Annotated in this window: 23 protein-coding genes; 5 read left to right on the top strand and 18 right to left on the bottom strand. The window is 42.6% G+C overall.

Going from position 1 to position 22,003, the window contains the following annotated elements; all coding sequences use genetic code 11:
• Positions 1-22 precede the first annotated feature (22 nt).
• From thiM to thiE, 3 genes are read left to right on the top strand one after another with little or no spacing between them, the layout of a single operon-like run.
• On the top strand, positions 23-817 hold the full coding sequence (gene thiM, locus MHH60_RS09510; protein ID WP_111503702.1) for a hydroxyethylthiazole kinase: 795 nt from the start codon (positions 23-25) through the stop codon (positions 815-817).
• Between the two features lie 23 nt (positions 818-840).
• A complete protein-coding gene (gene thiD, locus MHH60_RS09505; RefSeq protein ID WP_076135529.1) occupies positions 841-1,668 on the top strand; it encodes a bifunctional hydroxymethylpyrimidine kinase/phosphomethylpyrimidine kinase in 828 nt (275 codons plus the stop codon).
• Entirely contained in the window at positions 1,661-2,317 is a 657-nt protein-coding gene (gene thiE, locus MHH60_RS09500) for a thiamine phosphate synthase (RefSeq protein ID WP_076135527.1), read from the top strand. Before thiD ends, thiE begins: the two co-directional genes overlap by 8 nt.
• Here the strand turns inward: thiE and MHH60_RS09495 are convergent.
• The 14 genes from MHH60_RS09495 to MHH60_RS09430 all read right to left on the bottom strand — a co-directional run bounded on the left by MHH60_RS09495 (position 2,298) and on the right by MHH60_RS09430 (position 17,859).
• Positions 2,298-2,990: a pseudouridine synthase gene (locus MHH60_RS09495; protein ID WP_076135755.1), complete on the bottom strand. Its 693-nt coding sequence runs from the start codon at positions 2,988-2,990 to the stop codon at positions 2,298-2,300. The genes thiE and MHH60_RS09495 overlap by 20 nt on opposite strands.
• A 109-nt stretch (positions 2,991-3,099) precedes the next feature.
• A complete protein-coding gene (locus MHH60_RS09490; RefSeq protein WP_038570418.1) occupies positions 3,100-3,282 on the bottom strand; it encodes a DUF3934 family protein in 183 nt (60 codons plus the stop codon).
• Positions 3,283-3,398: 116 nt separating this feature from the next.
• A complete protein-coding gene (locus MHH60_RS09485; RefSeq protein WP_076135526.1) occupies positions 3,399-3,797 on the bottom strand; it encodes a hypothetical protein in 399 nt (132 codons plus the stop codon).
• Positions 3,798-3,917: 120 nt separating this feature from the next.
• Positions 3,918-5,003 carry an aspartate-semialdehyde dehydrogenase gene (gene asd, locus MHH60_RS09480; protein WP_076135524.1) on the bottom strand — a complete coding sequence of 362 codons (1,086 nt, stop codon included), beginning with the start codon at positions 5,001-5,003 and terminating at the stop codon, positions 3,918-3,920.
• 458 nt (positions 5,004-5,461) lie between these two features.
• A complete protein-coding gene (locus MHH60_RS09475; protein ID WP_036686291.1) occupies positions 5,462-6,064 on the bottom strand; it encodes a response regulator transcription factor in 603 nt (200 codons plus the stop codon).
• The gene (locus tag MHH60_RS09470; RefSeq protein ID WP_076135522.1) at positions 6,064-7,200 is read right to left on the bottom strand and encodes a sensor histidine kinase; all 1,137 of its coding nucleotides are present in this window, start codon (positions 7,198-7,200) and stop codon (positions 6,064-6,066) included. Before MHH60_RS09470 ends, MHH60_RS09475 begins: the two co-directional genes overlap by 1 nt.
• Positions 7,201-7,358: 158 nt before the next feature.
• Positions 7,359-8,423: a fatty acid desaturase gene (locus MHH60_RS09465; RefSeq protein WP_076135520.1), complete on the bottom strand. Its 1,065-nt coding sequence runs from the start codon at positions 8,421-8,423 to the stop codon at positions 7,359-7,361.
• Positions 8,424-8,566: 143 nt separating this feature from the next.
• Positions 8,567-9,763 (bottom strand): hypothetical protein, encoded by a 1,197-nt coding sequence (locus MHH60_RS09460; protein WP_076135518.1) that lies wholly within the window; start codon positions 9,761-9,763, stop codon positions 8,567-8,569.
• 14 nt (positions 9,764-9,777) lie between these two features.
• The gene (locus MHH60_RS09455) at positions 9,778-11,376 is read right to left on the bottom strand and encodes a response regulator (RefSeq protein ID WP_076135517.1); all 1,599 of its coding nucleotides are present in this window, start codon (positions 11,374-11,376) and stop codon (positions 9,778-9,780) included.
• Between the two features lie 17 nt (positions 11,377-11,393).
• The gene (locus MHH60_RS09450; protein WP_076135753.1) at positions 11,394-12,713 is read right to left on the bottom strand and encodes an ABC transporter substrate-binding protein; all 1,320 of its coding nucleotides are present in this window, start codon (positions 12,711-12,713) and stop codon (positions 11,394-11,396) included.
• Positions 12,714-12,775: 62 nt separating this feature from the next.
• Positions 12,776-14,500: a cache domain-containing sensor histidine kinase gene (locus MHH60_RS09445; RefSeq protein WP_076135515.1), complete on the bottom strand. Its 1,725-nt coding sequence runs from the start codon at positions 14,498-14,500 to the stop codon at positions 12,776-12,778.
• An 83-nt stretch (positions 14,501-14,583) separates the two neighbouring features.
• Positions 14,584-15,447: a carbohydrate ABC transporter permease gene (locus MHH60_RS09440; RefSeq protein WP_038570403.1), complete on the bottom strand. Its 864-nt coding sequence runs from the start codon at positions 15,445-15,447 to the stop codon at positions 14,584-14,586.
• Entirely contained in the window at positions 15,444-16,397 is a 954-nt protein-coding gene (locus tag MHH60_RS09435; RefSeq protein WP_036686279.1) for a carbohydrate ABC transporter permease, read from the bottom strand. Before MHH60_RS09435 ends, MHH60_RS09440 begins: the two co-directional genes overlap by 4 nt.
• A 103-nt stretch (positions 16,398-16,500) precedes the next feature.
• A complete protein-coding gene (locus MHH60_RS09430) occupies positions 16,501-17,859 on the bottom strand; it encodes an ABC transporter substrate-binding protein (RefSeq protein ID WP_076135514.1) in 1,359 nt (452 codons plus the stop codon).
• Between the two features lie 291 nt (positions 17,860-18,150).
• Here MHH60_RS09430 and MHH60_RS09425 point away from each other — a divergent pair, with 291 nt between their 5' ends.
• Positions 18,151-18,363: a hypothetical protein gene (locus MHH60_RS09425; protein WP_076125931.1), complete on the top strand. Its 213-nt coding sequence runs from the start codon at positions 18,151-18,153 to the stop codon at positions 18,361-18,363.
• Positions 18,364-18,441: 78 nt separating this feature from the next.
• Here the strand turns inward: MHH60_RS09425 and MHH60_RS09420 are convergent, their stop codons facing one another.
• The 4 genes from MHH60_RS09420 to MHH60_RS09405 all read right to left on the bottom strand — a co-directional run bounded on the left by MHH60_RS09420 (position 18,442) and on the right by MHH60_RS09405 (position 21,003).
• On the bottom strand, positions 18,442-18,603 hold the full coding sequence (locus MHH60_RS09420; RefSeq protein WP_172628809.1) for a hypothetical protein: 162 nt from the start codon (positions 18,601-18,603) through the stop codon (positions 18,442-18,444).
• Positions 18,604-18,747: 144 nt separating this feature from the next.
• The gene (locus tag MHH60_RS09415; RefSeq protein ID WP_076135512.1) at positions 18,748-19,641 is read right to left on the bottom strand and encodes a polysaccharide deacetylase family protein; all 894 of its coding nucleotides are present in this window, start codon (positions 19,639-19,641) and stop codon (positions 18,748-18,750) included.
• 139 nt (positions 19,642-19,780) lie between these two features.
• On the bottom strand, positions 19,781-20,374 hold the full coding sequence (locus MHH60_RS09410; protein ID WP_076135511.1) for an LOG family protein: 594 nt from the start codon (positions 20,372-20,374) through the stop codon (positions 19,781-19,783).
• A gap of 89 nt (positions 20,375-20,463) precedes the next feature.
• Positions 20,464-21,003 (bottom strand): hypothetical protein, encoded by a 540-nt coding sequence (locus tag MHH60_RS09405; RefSeq protein WP_143766703.1) that lies wholly within the window; start codon positions 21,001-21,003, stop codon positions 20,464-20,466.
• Between the two features lie 251 nt (positions 21,004-21,254).
• On the opposite strand from MHH60_RS09405, the gene MHH60_RS09400 reads away from it, so the two are divergent.
• Positions 21,255-21,926 carry a tetratricopeptide repeat protein gene (locus MHH60_RS09400; protein ID WP_076135508.1) on the top strand — a complete coding sequence of 224 codons (672 nt, stop codon included), beginning with the start codon at positions 21,255-21,257 and terminating at the stop codon, positions 21,924-21,926.
• Positions 21,927-22,003 lie beyond the last annotated feature (77 nt).

Here is a 22,003-nt window from a genome sequence, read left to right as displayed (position 1 = left end):
CCAATCTTGAGGAGGAATTATGATGAGTTATTTAGCCAAAGTACGGGAAGCCAACCCGTTGATCCACAACATCACTAATATTGTAGTAGCCAATTTCTCAGCCAACGGTCTGTTGGCGCTGGGTGCCTCTCCCTTTATGGCGGATGCCCACGAAGAAGTGATCGACATCGCCGCTATGTCGTCTGCTGTCGTTCTAAATATCGGCACTCTCAATGACTACGCCATTCAATCAATGTTGCTCGCTGGTAAATCCGCTAATAAACACGGGGTTCCCCTAGTGCTTGACCCGGTAGGTGCAGGCGCAACTTCTTATCGGACCGCTGTCACTCAAAAGCTAGTGAATGAGATGCAAATCACCGCACTGCGGGGGAATGTGGCTGAAGTCGCTAATGTCATTGGGGAGAGCTGGTCCATTAAAGGGGTGGATGCTGGCGAAGGTGAAGGCGATGTAGTTCTTTTGGCTGAAGCTGCTGCGAGGAAGTTAAGCTGTGTGGTCATCATAACTGGAAAAGACGATGTGATCACGAATGGAAAGAACACTTATATTGCCAGCAACGGTCACCCTATTCTCACGAAGGTTACAGGAACTGGCTGCTTGCTCAGCGCTGTTGTGGGTGCATTTCTCGCGGTAAGTGGAGGTGCCTCGTTGGAGGCCGCAGTGGAAGCCCTCTCCTTCTATGGAGTAGCAGCTGAAATCGCCGCTGAACTAACAACTGGTCAAGGGCCGGGAAGCTTTCAGGTTGAGTTTCTAAATCAACTGACATGGGTCACGCCAGAAGTCTTCCTAGAAAGATCTAGTATCAAACAGCTCAGTTAATGACCCTCAAAGGAGTGAATTCGATGATTATATCCAAAGCTCTAACCATTGCCGGCTCCGACAGCGGCGGTGGTGCTGGCATTCAGGCAGATCTAAAAACCTTTCAGGAGCTTTCTGTCTATGGCATGTCCGTCCTCACTGCTGTGACAGCGCAGAATACGCTGGGTGTCCAAGGGGTTTATCCAGTGACTCTGGAAGCTATAAAACAGCAGCTTGATTCTATAGGACTTGACCTGCAACCAGATGCCGTAAAGACCGGGATGTTATTTAACAGGGACATCATCCGCATTGTGGCAGATAAAATTAAGCATTACGGCTGGTCTAATCTTGTAATTGATCCTGTGATGGTCGCTAAAGGAGGGTCCACACTGCTGCTGCAGGAGGCGGTTCAATCCTTAATCAGCCATCTGCTGCCCTTAGCATTGGTGACGACACCCAATATTCCCGAAGCCGAAATGATCACAAAGATGACGATCACCACCATCGAAGAACGCAAAAAAGCGGCCAAAATCATTCATGGCATGGGCTCCAAATATGTAGTGCTAAAAGGGGGACATGATACCTCGACCACAGCCGTAACCGATCTTCTATATGATGGTGACGAATATACCTTATTAGAGAGTAGCCGGATTCAGACCAGACATACGCATGGTACAGGCTGCACCTATTCAGCAGCAGTCACCGCCGAGCTAGCCAAAGGCAAATCCGTAACAGAGGCCATACAAACAGCCAAAGCGTTTATACAAGCGGCGATTGAGGACGAGCTGGGCATAGGGGCTGGACATGGACCAACCAATCATTTTGCGTATCAGAACAGACTGCGAGGGATAAACAGTGCAACGAATGAATAGTGAACATCTGCGAGATCTATTAAAAGTCTATTTCATTATGGGCAGCGTAAATTGCCGTAAAGCTCCAGTTAAGGTGCTGCAGGAAGCGGTTGCTGGGGGCATAACCATGTTTCAATTCCGTGAAAAGGGGACCGGATCCTTAAGCGATAAGGCGCGACTTAATCTTGGGAGACGACTTCAAAAGATCTGTCATGCCCATGGCGTGCCCTTTATCGTGAATGACGACATTGATTTAGCGATCGCACTTGATGCGGACGGAATTCATGTAGGACAGGAGGATACACCTGCATTGGCGATCCGCCAGCTACTTGGAGAGAATAAAATCATTGGTGTATCCGCTCACTCCTTCGCTGAAGCTCAGCAGGCGATTGCCGATGGAGCCGACTATCTGGGCGTGGGTCCCATTTATCCTACGTCATCCAAGGAGGATGCCAAAGCTGTTCAAGGCACTACGATTATTGAAGAACTAAGAAATAAAGGCATTATCATCCCTTTGGTTGGCATTGGGGGAATCACACTGCAAAATGTTGCACCAGTATTAGCAGCTGGTGCGGATGGGATCTCTGTTATCTCAGCGATTGCCGGAGCAGAAGATATTACAACAACTGCCAGAGGCTTTGTTGACAAAGTCAGTTTAAGCGGGACATAAGCTCATACAGCTCTTCACTGCTTAAATGCCGCCATTGTCCCATCTCCAAGCCTTCTAATGTAATATTCATAATTCTTATGCGCTCCAGCTTTAGTACTCTATATCCTAACTCCTTGCACATTCTGCGTATTTGCAGATTAAGACCTTGAGTTAGGATAATTCTAAACTGACATTCTGTGATCCGATAGACCTCACAAGGTTTCGTTGTGACTCCAAGAATGTTCACACCGCTACACATCGCTTGTAAGAATTCTGACGTAACCGGTTTATCTACATGAACTACATATTCTTTTTCATGCCCATTCTCGGAACGCATCATTTTATTTACGATCTCTCCATCGTTGGTTAACAAAATGAGGCCTTCCGAGTTTTTATCTAATCTGCCGATCGCAAAGATCCGTGAAGGATACCCTACAAAATCAATAATGTTCCCAGCCACATGTGGTGCTGCTGTACAGGTAATGCCTATCGGCTTATTCAAAGCGAGATACACTGGCTCCCCTTTACTGCTTGTTATCGGCTCCCCATCGATCCATACGATATCCTCTGGCTCTATAAGAATGTTCGCCTCACAGACAATACCGTTCACAGCGATTCGACCTGCTGCAATTAATCGCTTGGTTTCCCTTCTGGAACAAAAGCCTGTTTCGCTTATATATTTATCGATTCTCACTGCTGATCCTACTTTCATCCTATATACTTACCTCTAGTCATAAAAAAACACCTGATTTTAACGATCAAAATCAGATGTTAACCTTCAGGAATAACCCAGTTTAAGGGAGCTATTTGGTGCTTCCGCTTTTTTTCACGTTACTGCCCTTGCTTCCACTTGCACCTTTAGCACCTGGACCCGTCGTTGGGTCACCTTTAGCAGGTTTAACTGGTTTTGCTGTTTTGTTCCAGCGTGTCCAGCCTTTACTCCCCGTACCTCTGCCTGTGCCGCCACCTTTACTTTTTGCACCCATCATATCACTCCGTCAGTCATTCAGAATTCGTATAGTTTATACACTTCACCTATCTTACCACACTCTCAACCTTTCTGTTTAAGTAATAACAAATGCTTCATCTATCCAGCCACTGTTTAGAATTTAGCATCTTTATTCATTTCATGAATATCAAAGGTATCCTGATGTATTTCGATGGCGATGACGGTGTCCTCTTTGTCAAAAAATTGCACATGCCCTAACCGCTTGTCCTCCAGCTCTATCCATCCAGCATCGTTTAATTTATTAAAATAGCCTTCAAGCCGATAAAGACCTTGTTCTCCCCCTATATTATCCAACTCGTACTTTGCTCCAATTTTTATATTAGGGTTCTTTGAATTTGTTATCACTTCGATTTCTTTGGCCTTCTTCGGAATAGGAATTTCGGCATTTATAGAGGATACTCCATACTCTTGTTCCTCTTGAGTTGACGATGTACAACCGCTTGTAAACAGGATTAATGGTAACCATATAAAAGCTAATAAATATTTATTCAAAGGTACCCTCTCCTTCCATAACTTATTTTACCAAATTCAAAATTAAAATAAAAACACCCCACCAAAGACTAAGCTTTGATGAGGTGCTATTCACATCAGCTTTGCAGCTCATGCATGGACTTATTTCGGTTGAATATAACCTTCTGCTTTCAGAAGCTCAGCGATCAACACAGCACCGCCAGCTGCTCCGCGCAGGGTGTTATGGGAGAGACCTACGAATTTGTAATCATAGAGGGCATCTTCCCGAAGTCTGCCCGTCGATACACCCATTCCGTTCTCGATATCACGATCCAGCTTGGTCTGTGGACGATTGTCCTCTTCAAAATAGGTAATGAACTGTTTAGGAGCGCTAGGTAGTTCAAGCTCCTGAGGACGTCCTTTAAAGCTCTTCCAGAGATTCAGAATCTCTTCTTTGGACGGTTTTTTCTCAAAAGAAACAAATACAGCAGCCATATGTCCATCCGCTACAGGCACACGGATACACTGCGAAGTAATCGTTGGCGCTTCACTCTTTACGATACCCTCTTCTTGAACGCTTCCCCAGATCCGCAAAGGCTCTTGCTCGCTCTTCTCTTCTTCGCCACCGATGTAAGGAATCACGTTGTCCAGCATTTCTGGCCAGTCCGCAAAAGTCTTTCCTGCTCCAGAAATAGCTTGATAGGTGGTGACTACCACTTTAGATGGATTGAAATCTTTGAGCGCATGAAGCGCAGGCACATAACTTTGAATGGAGCAGTTAGGTTTAACCGCAATGAAACCTGTCTCTGTTCCCAGACGTTTTCTTTGCTGTTCAATAACCTCAAGATGCTCCGGATTAATCTCAGGAATGACCATAGGCACGTCAGGCGTCCAGCGATGCGCTGAGTTATTGGAGATTACTGGCGTTCCGGTGCGCGCGTAAGCTTCTTCGAGCGCTTTAATCTCATCTTTTTTCATGTCTACAGCACAAAAGATCAAATCTACATCCGCAGCTACTTCTTCTACCTTAGAAGCATCTTGGACCATAATATTCTTTACGTTCTCAGGCATTGGAGTAGATAACTTCCATCTGCCCTTGGCCGATTCTTCATACGTTTTTCCAGCAGATCTAGCACTGGCAGCAATCGCAGTTACTTCAAACCAAGGATGATTCTCTAAAAGGGCAATAAAACGTTGTCCTACCATACCTGTGCCGCCAACTATGCCGGCTCTTAGCTTTCTTGACATCAGAAAATACACTTCCTTTTGATTAACTGTCCTATTGAGAATAATAGGCCGATAATTAATGATATACGGCGCGGGAACATTTGGCGAGTGTTAACATCAAAATAACATTAAAAATTTTATTTTTAGCGGATTATATTGAATTTCACTAATGCTAATAAAGAAATAGCTGCACTCAGTACAATTATAAGTATATTTTCTGCTTAGACAACTCTTTAACTGCATTCTCTACAACTATTTCCCCGAAAAATAATGGAAATGCCCTCTAAGCGAACTTTTAGATGTAAGAAATGCAACTAAATCGCATCTGCAGCGCATTTTATAGCATATAGTTGTAGGAAATACATCTATTTGCGATTGGTGAGCATAAAGTAGGAATCAGCAATTAGCGATCAGCAATTAGCGATCAGCGATTCACGTTTACAAGCTGCTTCAACCAACCAATCGTTTCTTAGCCCCGCTCACTTAAACCAACCTTTTTCCTTAAATCGAGTGATAGCCTCGATGCGGTTACCTACATCCAGCTTATCTAGTATAACAGAGATGTAATTCCGGACTGTTCCCGTGGTAATGTACAGCTGGCTGGCGATCTCTTTTGTATTTTTGCCGTCGGCAATGAGTCCAAGCACTTCCTTCTCCCGCTGAGTCAGAGGATTTACTTCACCGCTGTAGGCTTCATCCATTAGCTCCGGTGCATACATGCGTCGGCCTGCCATCACATTACGTATCGAAAGTGCCAGTTCTTCGCTAGGACTGTCTTTCAGCAGATAAGCATGAACTCCCGCCTTGAGCGCACGTTCGAAATATCCCGCACGGGCAAAGGTGGTTAATATCATCGTTTTGCAGCCGCTATTCTTCAGCGCTTCCGCAGCGTCGAGACCACTCATCGCTGGCATCTCAATATCCATAATACAGATATCCGGCTTATGCTGCTGAACCATCGCTACAGCTTCTTCCCCGTTGCTTGCCCGGCCCACGACCTTCATATCCTCTTCTAAATCCAACAAAGATGCCAGCGCTCCAAGAAGCATTCGCTGATCCTCAGCGATTACAATCTTAATCATTATACGGTTACCTCCTGTTCCGGATGCTTAAATGCATTTGGGACCTTAATCACTATCGTAGTACCCTCATCCCGCACGATATCCATACAGCCATTTACAAATTCAAGACGTTCCCGCATACCTTGCAGCCCATGTCCTTTAAAATAAAGATCATTGCCCGGGATGCCGGTTCCATCATCTTTCACTTTAATGATGAGATCTGTGCGTGTGGGTTCAATGATAATTGAGCAAGATTGTGCATTACTATGCTTCACAACATTTGTGACAGCTTCCTTAATACACATGCTGAGTACATTCTCCGTAATCAATGAAGTGTTAGACAGTTTAGGATTGCCTTGTAAAACATAGTCGATCTCCGCAGCCGCAAGAAACTGCTGTATATGAACGAGTTCGTCCTCAAGCCGAATGCCGCGCATTCGCGTAATCATTTCCCGGACCTCCTTCAGTGCACTTCTTGCCGTCTGGCGTACATCATTGATCTCGGCTTTTGCTTGCGTCGGATTACTGTCGATAAGCTTTCCTGCCAAGTCACTTTTCAGACCAATTAACGAAAGCTTCTGACCTAATGTATCGTGAAGATCACGTGAAATCCGCTGGCGTTCCTCGAGCTTAACCAATTCTGAGATTCGCTTATTAGCATCCTCCAATTGGTCTTGCAGCTTCCCTTGATTATTACGGTTATAGGTACTGATTGGCAGCAGGATCACTGCAATCATACTGACAAGCACAAAGGGAAGCTGGCTGATAAATACGGGATTACGCGACAGCAGCTCATAATTAATCGTAATAATCGTAGTCAGCAAATGAATGGAGTACAGGGTGAAGAACCCTACCCGGTTCTGGATATTCCCAATAAAAAAGGCTAAAAAAAGCGCAAAATACATATATCCAAACAACAATGTCATCGTTATAGAGACCAGTATCTGCACGCTCGTCCAAAAATAAACTAACCAACCCTTGGAGACAAAAGAAAGCACATAACAAACAAAAAACACAGCGATCATCAAGATTCCCGAAACTACCTGGTAGGGAGAAGAGGACCGAAAGATGAAATAAAACGGTAGAATATAAAATACGACCCATACATAAGGGCTAAGACCTGTACTTTTATGAAAAATATGATGCCACTTCTGCATGTTTGCTCTCCTTTTTGCCATATGCCACTCACCTTATTCTAGCATAAATCCGGTAAAATCCGGTGAACCACAACGATAAAGAGAAAAAAGATTAGAGCGCGAATGAGTTCTCCGGCTCTAACCTTCCATTTTGCTGCTATTTGATTACAATGTAGCCATTATTCTCCCTGGAGTCTGGGCTTATGAACTTGCAGGACCTCGCCTGCAGTTTTCGGTTTATTTAATATGGACTTCATCTCTTTGAAGCTGATGAATCGTTTATTTTCCTCATCCCAAAGACGGAAATTAAGGGCCTTCAAGCTGGTACCAATCGTAATCGTTGTTGCTTTTTGTAGCGGTGGCGTCGCGTTATGCGCTTTTTCCAAATTATAGTTTGGCACCTTTGGACTTAAATGATGCACATGGTGGAAGCCGATGTTGCCCGTAATCCATTGCAGCACCTTCGGCAGCTTATAATATGAGCTACCTTCAACCGCGGCCATCACATAACTCCATTCGGATTCATTCTCGAAATAAGAGTCTTCAAACTGATGTTGGACGTAGAACAACCATATGCCGAGAAACCCTGATACAAATGCTACAGGCAGCTGCACCATAAGAAATGCCTGCCAGCCGATAGCCCATATCAGCAAGGCATAAAGCGCTGCAATTGAAATATTCGTCAAATAGGTATTCATCCGCTCTTTGCGTCTAGCACCTTTAACATTAAAACGATACTGAATCATAAAAACAGCAATCGGTCCAAGACCAAACATCACGATGGGATTGCGGTAAATCCGGTAATATAGACGTTTCCAGAAGGAAGCCGCTGTGTATTCCTCGACCGTCATAATCCAAATATCGCCGATCCCTCTTTTATCGAGATTACTGGAGCTGGCGTGGTGAATGGAATGACTATGTTTCCACTGCCGATAAGGAACCAGTGTCAGGACACCCGTGATCGTTCCGATAATATCATTCGCTTTACGATTCTTAAAAAACGATCCATGTGTGCAATCATGAAAAATAATAAAAGTTCGAATTACAAATCCTGCTGCAGGAATAGCTAACAGAAGGGTGAGCCAATAGGAAACAGATAAAGAGAAATAAGCTCCGCCCCATAACAGCACAAGTGGTCCTAAAGTATTGATGAGCTGTCTTATACTTGCGTTGCGGTCATTTTTCTCGTAAGGGGCTACACTCTTTTTAAGGCTGGAGAGCTGTGATGTCTGTTTTGTAGTCATCTATATCGTTTCCTCCTTGATGTGTCCGGCTAAGGATCTTTTCATCTACTCTTAGTATAGAAGATAAAGTGTCATCCTATAAGTCATAAACATCAAGTAGAGAGTATGACAAATGTCATACTCTCCTTCTCATTTAAATTACGTTAGCATTGCAGCCAGCATCCATCTTCCTTCACTTCGTATTGACCTTTGATCTCACCAATTCCATTAAGGATTAACGAATCTTTATTAAAAGTTGGAGGTTCATCTAGTACTAGGTGCAGTTTATTAATATTTCGAAGGTCAGCTTTATAGTAGCTAATCACTGGCTTTTCCAGAAAATACTCCGCATCATTAATTTGGATTCGTAAATTATTCTTATGAATGCATTTCTCATCTCCACCAATAATACCCATAGGATTAAAACCCGTAGATTTTATATCTCCTTCAATATAAAGGTGGTACCCTTCCAGGCTGATAAAATCAATGAATTCCTTCTCCCTGATTGTTTTGACCGATTGCATAATATCTTCCGTTTCTTTGCTGATAGATATCTTCTCGAAGGGAATGATGACTTGATCCACAAATTGCTTAAAAAACGCATATAAACTTAACTCCGACTTCATAAACTCTTCTTTCCAATCGGTGCGAAGCTCATCCAGCAGCAAACATATAAACAGACCAGAACCGTAGCAGCTTCTTCTGATATTAGCCGAAGATTCAAGTTCATCTATTAAATACGAACTGAATTTGTGCAATACTTCCTCATTAGGAAGGGTGGATTTTTCGGCATAGGCATTTAATTCAACATACCAAGCGGGTCCTTCCAGCGTTTCAATAAGATATTCATTGAGCACGTACTCCCCGAGCAGCTGCTCTCTTTGTTGACGAAAGGCAATAAATCTGTTCATTGCTTGATTTCGCTCATCATTAGTAGCTGCCATTACACTAAGATATAAATGATGTCTTTCTTGAATCCGCAATTCCATATTTTCGAGGGATAAAGGGTAGGTAATCATCAATAATTCATCTGCATAACGTTCATCTCCCATCAGGAATTGATAACCGTGAAATAATTCGTGTACACAAATGGCGTACAAGTCTTCGAATTCTTCATGTAATTCCAGATTAACGATGGCTGTAGGGTGATCCTCATATAAAATGATTGTATCTCCTGAGAATTCATTACTCCAAGGAAGCAAATGTGGATGATATCCTACCGTTTTGAATTTGGGATGATTGTACAGATACACGTTATCCTTATTATAAAATGCAAAAGAAACAGCCTCGAACCCTTTCCAATATTTCTGCAGCTTGTGGTTCGTTAAACACTTAACAATCATCTCCAAATGAAATTCCATCCCTTACCTCCTCTTTAATGGATCTGCTTAGTATGCTCTTCTCGGTATTCTGTTGGTGTTTGACCACTAGCCTTTTTAAAAACCTGTGTAAAATAACGTGGGTCCTGATAACCGACAAGAGGAGCTATCTGATACACTTTTACGTTGCTGCTCTGCAAAATATACTTCGCCCTCTCCATCCGGCAGTGTGTAACATACTCCAAAAAGGTATAGCCCGTTATTTGCTTATATAAAGTGCAGAAATGACTGATGCTGAGATCAGCCAGCTCCGCTACTTCCTCAATACTTAAATCTTTATGGTAATTACTCTCAATATAACGTTTCGCTTTCTCGATGGCGCTACGCGTATCCTCGCGATTCACAGGCTTGTTCCCTTGCTCCAATCGCACACCAAACTCTTCTTTCAAAGCAGAGATCACTTCATTTAAAGTGCCGAGATTGTGCATCTTGCTAAGTAATCCATGCAAAGACCAATCTGAATTTATATTCAAATACTCATAATTTCTGTACAACACAACGATCAATTCAACTAGAAGACGTTCAGCCATATCCTTAGGAACAGCTTGTGACTCAATAAATAAAGCAAGCTCATCAAATAAAGACCACATCCGGTCTCTATTTAAGGTACGTATACTTTCAATCAGTGCAGTTTCCAGCTCTTTTGGGTATTTCACCTCTTTACTGCTTGGGAACGATATCTCTTCATCAATAAAGACCCCGGCAAGACCTGAATAGAACCGTTGATATAAGGCCTTCGCGGCCAGAGGGTAAACCGTACTTAATTGATCAATGCCTTGTGTGGTGCGGCTGATGCCCACGGAACAAGACTGCTTGGAGTATCTCTTGATTCCTGCTATCAAATGTTCACCAAGTTCTCTCCTGCTGGCGCTTAAAGATCCAGGGAACAGTAGTATCCACTCTCCATTATGAAACGGGAAAACCGTCAGCACTCCATGCTCCAGTGACCATTCTTCCACAATATTGCGGATTGCAAACAGCCATAGCCGTTTTTCTTCTACACTCCATTGACTACTCAGTGTGGAGTAATCATCTAATTGGACAACAGCCATGAAATATCCACTCTCCAGTTCACTGTTCTCCAGCCATTTCAGATGCTCAAGCGGTCTTGCATTTCCCAAAGTGATTTCTGCAAACAGACGTTCACGTGCAAGCAATGACAGCATCTGCACAGAATGAATCAGCTGATCATTTTGCTTCTGTTCATCCAGCTTGGTTCTGGCGCGGTTTAGCATTTCAACCAGTTCATCATGATCGATCGGCTTCAATAAATAATCAAAAGCTCCTTGACGTAATGCTTCTCTTGCATATTCGAACTCTCCGTACCCGCTTATAAAAATAAACACCAGCTTTGGGTTTTTAGACAAGACTTCCTTCATCAACGTAATCCCGTCAATTACGGGCATGCGAATATCACTAATCACGATATGTGGTGAAGTGTCTTCTATCAAGCGAAGAGCTAATTCTCCATTTCGGGCCTCTCCCACAATCTCCATCTGAAGATCATTCCATGGAATGGCTGCTTTTAAGCTACGAAGAATAATCGGCTCATCATCCACGATTATTACTTTATACTTCTCTTGTAACTCATCCATTCCCTGCACCTCCAGGATCATTGTACACTTGAGCTTTGGATCAAATTCCAATATTGAATGGAGGATGCCTGCACTTGCTTTAACGCTTGCTCAGCAGACATTTCTCCGTTAATCATCTGTTCTATAACACTCAGGAACGTTTTTTTCACTTCTGGTGACAATACATTATCATAAGGGACAAAGCTCTTGCGGTTAACTTCCATCATATTCATGACTTGCGCGAATACCGGTCCTGTCTTCTCAGGATCAAAGGCAATGCGCATGGACGGAATTCTCAACCCTTCATATACAATCCGAGTCTGAACCTCCTGGGTGTAAAAAGCTTTCATGAGATCGAGCGCAGCCTCCCGCTTCGCTCCGCTTAGTTCGGAGGAAAGGCCGATACCGAATGTATAACCGCCGGCAATCGAAGGTTGTTCCCCCTTCTTCAATGTGGGAAACGGAATAACACCTACCTCATTTTGAAAATCCGTAGGAGCTGCTGTTCCTGCAAATAAATTAATATCCCAGTTTCCGTTCAGATACATCGCAGCCTTGCCGCTCGTAAATAGTCCCACCGCATTTTCTGTGGATAACGCATTCGATTTCGTGCTGAAGGCTTCTTCTTTGATCCATTGCTCCAAGTGCTGAAAAGCCTTTAAATACGCCTCATTCTGAAAACTGGCTTGATTTTCACCAGTGATCAGCTTCTCGATCAAGTCGGCGCCGGCATAACGATCCATCAAATAATGTGCAAAAATCCCTGCGGGCCAACGATCCTCGTTGCCAAGTGCAAATGGAATATATCCTGCCGACTTCAGCTTTAGTATGGCAGCATCAAGCTCTTGCAGCGTTTCTGGCGGCTTCAAACCCAGCTTTTCGAATATGGTTTTATTAAAATATAAGGGTTCAGCATTCCCTTCAATGGGCAAGCCATAAATATGGTTGTCAAAGGTCCAGAGATCCAGATCCTTGAATTGATTGGTTAGTGCATTCTCCCGGACGAAATCCGTCAGATCAATCAGGCGCTTAGAGCGCACATAAGGCTCAATTTCCGCTCCACCGAACAAAACAAACATATCTGGCGGGGTGCCAGTAACCATCTCGTTTTTCAGCTTTTGATCACGGTGTAACGTCTGGTCTAAACCTTCAAAGTTAACTTTCACATTTGGATGCTCTAACTGGTATTTGTCCACGATATCTTCATAAATAGTCAACAGTGGCCGATCATGCTCTTTAATCCAAAAATGACGGAAAGTTAATGTGATTTTCTCTGGTGAATCATCTTCAATGGGTTCCTGCTTTCCTAAAGTTATAAATAAAACCGCACCCGAAATCAGCACTAGATATAACCACATCCAGCCCCATTTCAATAACCATTTTTTGATAACATTCTCCCCCTTTCTTTCCGTATGGTCGATTATGGCAGTATTTTTGGTATTCGGATTCGGATGGTGGAACCAAAGCCGGGGGATGAACACACTAGTATGCCGTATGGACTGCCGAACCGAATATTCAAGCGTTCATGCACATTTTTAAGCCCCACGCCGCTATCACTGTATTTCTTCTGAGCACTTCCCTCGTTATCCCAAAGACTCATCATCTTGGCAAGGTCAAAGCCGGGGCCGTTATCTTTTACGATAATGATCATATCCATGCCCATTTCATAGGCCGTAATCTCGATGACCCCTGGGTCCTCCATCTGCTCAATCGCATGATACAGCGCATTCTCAACAATCGGCTGAACGATCAGCTTTTGCGTCATGAACGTCCTAAGACCATCCGAAAGATCTATAATATAAGAGAATTTATCTTCAAAACGAAACTTCTGGATATCCAAATAATGACGGACATGCTCGAACTCCATATGCAACGGAATCAGCTCCTGATTCTGACTGATGCTGATTCGCAGCAGCTTGCCGAGTGAGATGACCATTTTGCTAATATCTTTATTGCCTTGCAGCACTGCCATCGAATTAATCGATTCGAGTGAATTATAAATAAAATGAGGGTTAATCTGCGCCATTAGCGCTTGCATTTCTGCTTCCTTCTTACGTCCCTGCTCAGTCTCCACCTGCACAAGCAGCTCATTGATCTGCGTGCTCATCCGATTAAAGCCATCAATCAGCAAATCACTTTCATCATCAGCACGATAGGGTGTAGTGATCGGCGTAAATATCCCCTGCTTCACCCGCTTCATCCCGTTAACCGCACTATTAATACTATGAACGAGCCTCCGTACGAAATAGCGGTCGAACAAAATGGCGGACAACAGCGAAACTGTACTTAAAATAATCGCAATATTCCGGATAGATACAGATTCTGACGAGATTAGATTCATAGGTGTAATGGCTACTAAATACCAGGCTGCATTATGAGAAGGTAGGAAGGTTATGAGTGATTTTCCCCCCTGATAGTTGTCGATGTAATAGTCATGCTCCTTAGCATAATCATTTTGTAAAAAGGGGAAATCTGTGCGTTGTCCAATATGTTCACCGGATTTATTAAAAACGATATTTCCTAGCTTGTTGACCAGCAAAATATCCCCCTTCTTGAGGGTTGCTGCTTCCCAGAAAATCTGATCCAATAAATCAGGTTTTACATTAACAACCAGATATCCGATATCTTCGAGAGAATATGAATCTTTGATTACTCTTGCTTGTACAAGTACCGGATTGCCGGAGATCTCCGAGCCATTTTCTCCCGGTCCTGACCACACGGGCCGCCCTTCGGCGCCTTCCATCGCGTCAAACCAGCTTTGTCTCTTTAAGTCCTCAAAGGACATCGATGCATTGTATTGATAAATTAAACGATCTTTACTATAAAAACTAAATGAAGTAATCATTGGATGATCAATGAGATAACTGCTAAGCTCCTGCTTTCGATCATAAGTGATTACAAAGTTCTTCTGCTTCAGTGATTGCTGAACAACCGGCTGCGTAATTTTTGAATTCGTGATCGAGGTGATTTCACTAAGCGCGAATTTAAGCTTTCGATCCGTTTCAAGCAGTGAAATCCAGTAGAAGTTGCTTGATTTTTTCTCCATTGCATTAGAAAAATTAACGTAAGTAACGATCCCCATCAGAATAACCGGAATAAAGACGAGAAGAATAATAGCGAACAAGATTTTACGGCGGAGTTTCATGATATTCCCCTTCCCCCTGCTGTCTCTGTCCTCTAGTATTCTTCACAAAACCGCCTATTCCCTGTAAAGATCAAAAAGTAAGATCAGCTCTTAATAGCTCCTGAAGTTAGTCCAGCAATCACCCAGCGGCTAAATAACAGGAATACAATCAGCAGTGGCAAGGTTGCCGTAAATGTTGCTGACATGATCATTCCGTAGTCTAGACCATCTCGATTGGAGAACAACTGCTGGAGCGCAATCTGAATTGTGAAATGCTCTTGATTCTTCAAAACCACTAAAGGCCAGAAGAAGTCATTCCAAACGGTCATAAAATTCAGTATACCTAGTGTAGCCATAGCTGGAGTAATGACCGGGATAGCGATGTTCCAGAAGATCCGGAAATGCCCGCCGCCATCGATCCGGCCTGCTTCAATCAATTCCGTATGTACAGCTGTAGTGATATACTGCCGCATCCAGAAGATTCCGAAGGCATTAACCATCGCCGGAACAATAAGTGCCTTGAAAGAGTCTATCCAGTGGAGCTTGGCCATAATTACGTAAGTAGGTAATACACCAAGCTGCTGTGGCACAAATAATGTAGCAATTACAAAGTAGAACAGAAAATTTTTAAACGGAAATTCATATTTGGCAAAGGCATAACCTGCCAGTGTACAGAAAAACACGACTGATATTGTAACCATAGATGAGACAAATAAAGAGTTGCCCAAGGCTTGAAAGAAGTCTGTTTTGTCCAGTACCCGCTGGAAATTCTCAAAAAACTGGTCTCCAACCGTAAGCAAAGGTGGCACATGGAATACTGCGCCTCTGTCATTAGTGCCAACTACAAACATCCAGTAAAAAGGAAAAATGGACACGAGCGCACCAACAATCAGCAGCAGATAAAATCCTAACTTGCCGATGATCCCTAGATCATCCGGATCTTTTTTAAATACACGCAGCGTACTCACGCTTTACCCCCTCCCGTATCTCCACCCATGCGATTTGAGACCAGCATATTGAGGACAGAGAAAATAATCGTGACCAGGAACAGCAAGACTGCCGTAGCTGCTGCCGTACCAAAAAATCCGTTGCGGAATGCTTCGCTATACAAATAAGTAACCATAGTGATTCCTTCCTGACGTGTAGATCCAGTTCCCGCTTGGCCCAAAAATACATAAGGCTCAGTGAACAGCTGCAAGGCACCTATAGTTGAAAGCAAGGTAACAAATACAATGAATGGCTTCAATAGCGGTAACGTTATAAAGGTTAGCTGTTGTCTTCTGTTCGCACCGTCAATACGTGCCGCTTCATATAGATCCGTAGGGATACTTTGCAAGCCTGATAGAAAAATAATGGCATTATACCCCGTCCAGCGCCACATAACCATCGTAGAAATGGCGATTTTAACGCCCCACCAGCCAGAGTTGAAGGCCATACTATCCAGTCCCAAGCCGTTTAGAATCCAGTTGATCATTCCGTTGTTGCCAAACAGTGTACTGAACACGAGCGTAACCGCAACGATAGACGTAATATTAGGCATAAAAAATAAAACCCGGAACGTCTTCTTAAAACGAGTCATCGCCGAATTCAACAAAACAGCAATCAATAGAGCTAGTAATATCTGTGGAACAGTACCCATAAGCCCCATAATTAAAGTGTTGCTAAAAGAAATCCAAAAGGTCGGATCACTTGTGACCAGATCATAGTTTTTCCACCCTACAAATTTCATAGGATTCAGGGCATCCCATTTGAAGAACGAGAGATAGATCGTGAAAAAGATCGGATATAGTCCAAATATCGAGAACAGAATAAAAAAGGGCGAAATAAACGTGTAAGCAGTGATGCGGCTCCTTCTTTGTTCAGTTAAAAAGCGGCGCTTGCTCTCGGCATGCGGACTTGAAATAACAGGTTGTGCCATGTCACACCTCCAGGTAATCTAACGTGTAAATCCGAATTCACAGAGAACGTTTCACTCTATGAATCCGGACCTTCTAGAAATTGAATTTCATAAGCTTAAAATCTTAGCTGCGTTCAGCCAATGTTTTCGCTTGTTTTACTGCTTCGTTCCATTCTTTGGTCGGATCTGCTTTTTTCTCCAACACATTTTTCAATGCGTTTTTGAAGAAAGTATCGGTTTGGTCATGAAGCGGACCGTAGTATACAGGTTTTACCCGGTTTGCTGCTTTACCGAATTCTACAGCGGTTTGTTGTCCACCGAAGAAATCATCTTTGAAATCTACGAATGCAGGATCTTCATACAGTGCAGGAATGGAAGGCATAAGGCCTTTGGTTTTGAACGATTCCAGTTGGTTTTCCTTGTTATCCATCCATGCGATAAAGTCATAAGCTTCTTTCGAGTGTTTGCCTTCTTTTGGCAGCGTCAGGAACGAACCACCCCAGTTACCAGCACCTTCAGGAAGCTGAGCAATTTTCCATTTTCCAGAGGAATCTGGAGCATTACTCTTAACATTTCCTGCCATCCAAGCTGGTCCCATAACTACTGCAAATGAACCGTCGTTCATGCCTTGACCCCATTCAGGAGACCAGAGCATAACATTGCTGATCCAGCCTTCTTGAATACCTTTAACCGTGAAATCATAAGCTTTTTTGACTTGCGGATTGGTATCTCCAATAAAGCTGCCATCAGCTTTGCTGAAATAGATTTCATCAGCAGATTGGTCACGCAAAGCATTAAAGGTAAGATCCGTAAGGTCTACAAATGGTTTGCCTGTTTTTTCTTTGAAAGCTTTGGCAACAGCTGCGAACTTATCCCAAGTATCAATAGCTGCGCCGAATCCTTCTGAATCACTTGGCAGTCCAGCTTCTTCAGCCAAATCTGTGCGGTAATATACAACCGTTGGACCGATATCTGTTGGAAGACCTAGCTGGAAGCTGCCATCTACGGAAGAAGCTTGTTTCCATTTCCAATCCAGATAATTGGCTTGAATATCTTTGGCACCCAGATCATTCAGGTTATAGAACTTGTCCTGAGCGTTGATGAAACGTTCCATGAAACCGATTTCAAGTTGGAAAATATCAGGCGCACCCGATCCAGCCGACAAAGCAGTGGTCAAATTATTATGGTGAGCGGTTTGGTCACCGGTATTTTGTACTTTGATCGTAATGTTTGGATGTTCCTTAGTGTACTCCTTCGCTAAATCCTCATAGTTCACGTTGCCCAGCGTCCAGAAAGAAAGTTCGATTTTCTCAGCCGGTTCTGACCCCTCATCCTTAGTAGGTTCACTTGTGCTTGCTGCGTTGTTACCTGCATTTTTGTTTGATGTGTTCTTGTTCTCGGCGTTGTTGCCTCCGCATGCTGCCAGTGAACCTACGAGCATGATAGCGACTAACGATAGCGCCAAGTGTTTTACTTTATTCATTCCCCTGTACCCCTTTCAAAGGTTTCTCTTACAAGAATTAGTGTACAGGGTTTAAATTCTTTTTTTGAGGAGGTAAACTTCCGATTTATGGTGGAAATAATTACGAAACGAGGAAAACTCAAATAAATATTTCGTACAGGCCTATACCTGCTAAGGAGGGAGTATAGAATTTTGTCCAATTATGTTCCTCACAGGATACATGTACTTCATCTTAAATTGGATTTCTTGTGCTTCCGCAGGTATACTATTTTTATTTCTTACTTCATTACATGATCAAAGGAGTTATTCCCCATGCCAATTAACCGCCCGCTGCTAAGCGACAGCGATTTCCAAGAAGCCGTTGACCGCAAATTACCTGTTCGTGTATTTCAGGACGATCATTTAGTAAATTCAGGAGCAACCGTTGTCCGCTTCACTGATTTCGATGTTGTTATTCAATCTAGAGTTAGTGATCTGACTTACTACTCTCGCAAGAGCTGCGAATTTTTTGAGGTCAGACCCTAAAGAAAGCCGGAATGCAATGATCTCTAGGATCATCGCGTTCCGGCTTTCTTTAACAGACATAGGTTATAGCTTTCATCCTTAATTTTTGTTGTAGGTGCTGTACGCTTTCATTTTCTCATTCAGAACTTCCTGGAAACTCATTCTCTTTTTGTCTGCTTTTCCTTGCTTGGGATTGACCACGGGTTGAGGTCTAAAAAACTGATGATTGTAAGCCATAAGATTATGTACGATCACATTCATTGGATTTCAACCTCCTTCCGTGATGTTCCTGAAATTTGCATTTCTGCTCAATTACTTACGGCTTATTTACCCAGCTAGTCCAAAGTTTAAACAGTTGTATCAGATTCATATTAAAAAATGAAAAAGTGCACCTTTTACAATATGCTAAATACATCTTTGTAAATCACGTATGTCTTTCCACGAAATAAGTTTAATCTCCTCATTGATAATCAATTGCTTAATTTCAATATCATTTAGAAGACGATATTCCAATTCTCTTTCTGTATAATATTTCGTTATTGCTATTAATTGATCTGTTATTATAGATGGATGTATAGTTAACTGTGTTATTCCAGGTTTTAAATTCATTAACAATTCAGATAATCTCATTTTCATTTTGCTATATTCTGCAGCAGGGTAGAAACAGTAAGGAAGAGAAATTATATCATCGATTAATAAAACTCCCCTTTCTTTTGCTGAAGAAATTCTTTTTTGAAACAATCTCAACTGATCATTATTAAAAAGGGATTGTTCTAATATCCTAATAGGTAAATTAAAGGGCAGGCGGTACTTTTCACACAAATCAAATACTATTTCTAAAAAATCTCGCCCAGTGTATAACCCCATAATACTCCCCCCATGACTATCCAGATGAGTTGGATCAATGTCTTGTACGATTGCACTTTGGATTTGCGATTCTAACTCTATTCTAATCTCGTCATCAGCAGCGTTTCTTTCCAGAAGAGTGGCATCTTGATGAAAATACCCTTCCACCGTAATTAAGCTACTCAAGATTTTTTCTTTGAATACTGGTTGATACGGATATTTCTCGCCACTCGTTAGAGTTAGATGAATTCCAATATTCTTTATTCCTTTCCAATTAATTATCTTCATAGCGTCATTTGAGTCTGGGCAAGGCATCATAATAGATGTGGATGTAATAGCTTTTCCTTCAAATAAGTTAACAATAGCTTCATTAGTTCCTTTAGTTATTCCGAAATCGTCCGCATTAATTATTAACAGACGGTCGTCAGCCGCAAAGCCTAATTTTCGAATCATAAACCTTCCCCCTATTGCTGAATGATTTAACAAAAAGAAAATAAAAAATAAGGACGTAGACACCGGAAGTGTTTGCGTCCTTAATTTTGAATAGCGCTAACCAATTTATTCGCATCTTAGAGCAGTGGAAACCTTGAATCTAGCGCTGTGACGGGAACCTTGCTTTCCCCTTCTCATCATTATTATGATCCACTCGTCCTCTCATCAGTTCAAGCAGATATTCGGGTTCTGAGTTTGTATGCAGCATTTGAAGTGCAGTTTTTGGTGCAAAACCTTCAGCCACACTGTGGGAGATCAAGGCTTGCAGTGGATTAAAATAACCTCGAACATTCAGCAGCCCTATAGGCTTCTGATGAATACCAATCTGCATCCAGCACAGAATTTCAAACAGCTCATCAAAGGTTCCAAGACCTCCCGGCAAAGCAATAAAAGCATCCGCCATACCGCTCATTACCGCCTTACGTTCATGCATACTGGAGACTTCAATCAAATTCGTCAATCCGGAGTGTCTGATTTCATCTTGAAAAAGATCCACTGGCATAATTCCTATAGCTTCGCCGCCATTCGCAAGTACCCCGTCCGCAACCTGTCCCATAAGGCCATTCCGCGAACCTCCATAGACCAATCTACAGCCTTGTGCCGCTATATGATAACCTAAATCCCTAGCCATTTCCGTATATTCAGAGTTAAGACCTGGATTCGATCCGGCAAACACACATATTGTAAAAGCCATTCCTATCACTCCAAACTGGTTATTATGGTGAAATTGAGATTAATTCACTTATTGTACCTCAGAATATTAATATATGTGTTAAATGAACGTCATCTTTTTGTTTGTAATGTTAATTGGTACAGCGTACTATTCCACTCCGTAGAAAGACCTGTAGCTTTGGCCAAAGCCGCTGCTGGCACTAGAGAGGTGTAGCTTACTTTAATGGATTCTACTGACGGTAATGAAATTTTCTTCCCAGCTTTCGTCAACGTCAGTTCCCCCTCCAAAGACAGGGTATATCCCAGACTTTCTGCTATATCCCTAATCGGTACTTTTACACTTCCATCCATAAAAATAGCAGACTGTGCGGAATCAATTCTTTGACCATCTACAATTACAGTAACAGGCTTTAAAATAGGAGATATAGCAAAAGGACGTGAATCAACCGCGCTAATTCCGAGTTGACCAAACATATTCGTTCCCCAAGCCACAGCTGTTCCATCCTTCAGGACTGCATACTTACTATTCTCACCCATAGCAAAAGAGCTTCCACCCCAAAAACCAGGCGAAGCAACAATCTCCTTAATCCCACCCAACTTCCCAGGTGATGGAGCTGCACTTATAACTTGAGGGATAAACAATCCAGTCACCAGACTTGAACAAACCAACAAACTAAACAGCCTTAGCTTCCTTGAAAATAAGTGCATCTTGATTTTCCCTTCTTATGATATTATTGTAATTATTATTTCTATTACACTAAGACGCTATAAAGCTGACAAAAGTTGTAGTTTATCTTAAATCCCGGGATTCAGATTGGTTTGAATTATGATATAATTACGCTGCCTTAGATCTGCTCTTATTCAACCGCAATACCGGAACCAAATGATCATGGAGGGAAATCATGCTTAAATTTATAGGTATTATGATGCTTTTCAGATTAGTGGGCAACCCTTTTCTGGCTTTATTCATCCTGCTTGTTATCTTGTATTTCTTAGATCGGCGATACGTGGGAATCTTCCCTAGTATTACAAAGCCCTTCAAACGAGTGCGGCAAATCTCCAAGCTGCGCACAACAGTATCTTTGAATCCAAATGATGTTTCTGCTAAATTTGATTTAGCCCGGAATCTGTCAGAACGTAAAAAATACAAGGAAGCCAAGGATATCCTGCTTCAGATCGAAGACCGTTACGAACAATCTGCTGAATATTGGGTGGAGCTGGGTCATGTGAATCTTAAGCTGGGCGCTTTGGAAGAAGGCGAAGCTCAGATGCTTCGAGGTCTAGAAATCAACCGAAAAGCCCAATATGGTCAGCCATATCTTCGGTTAGCGGAAACCTTCCGCCATACAGATCACGATAAAGCGTTGCATTACGTTACTCAATTTCAAGAGATTCAGTCTTCCTCTAGTGAAGCCTATTATTTAGCCGGCTCCATGTACAAAGCATTGGGCAGAACCGAGGATGCTAAACGTGCTTTCGACGAATCCACCGCCATCTACCGTTCGCTACCCAAATATAAAAAACGGCAAGAACGCGGCTGGGCGTTACGTAGCTTTTTTGCCAAGATGAAATAACCTTTGCATTTATATTTTCACAAAAAAACCTCTAGCCGCCTATTTATTTAGGCGAACACTAGAGGTTTTTTGCTGTG

Source organism: Paenibacillus sp. FSL H7-0716 (assembly GCF_038002705.1).
Lineage (GTDB): Bacteria > Bacillota > Bacilli > Paenibacillales > Paenibacillaceae > Paenibacillus_AQ > Paenibacillus_AQ odorifer.
This window is presented reverse-complemented; position numbering and strand designations above follow the sequence as displayed.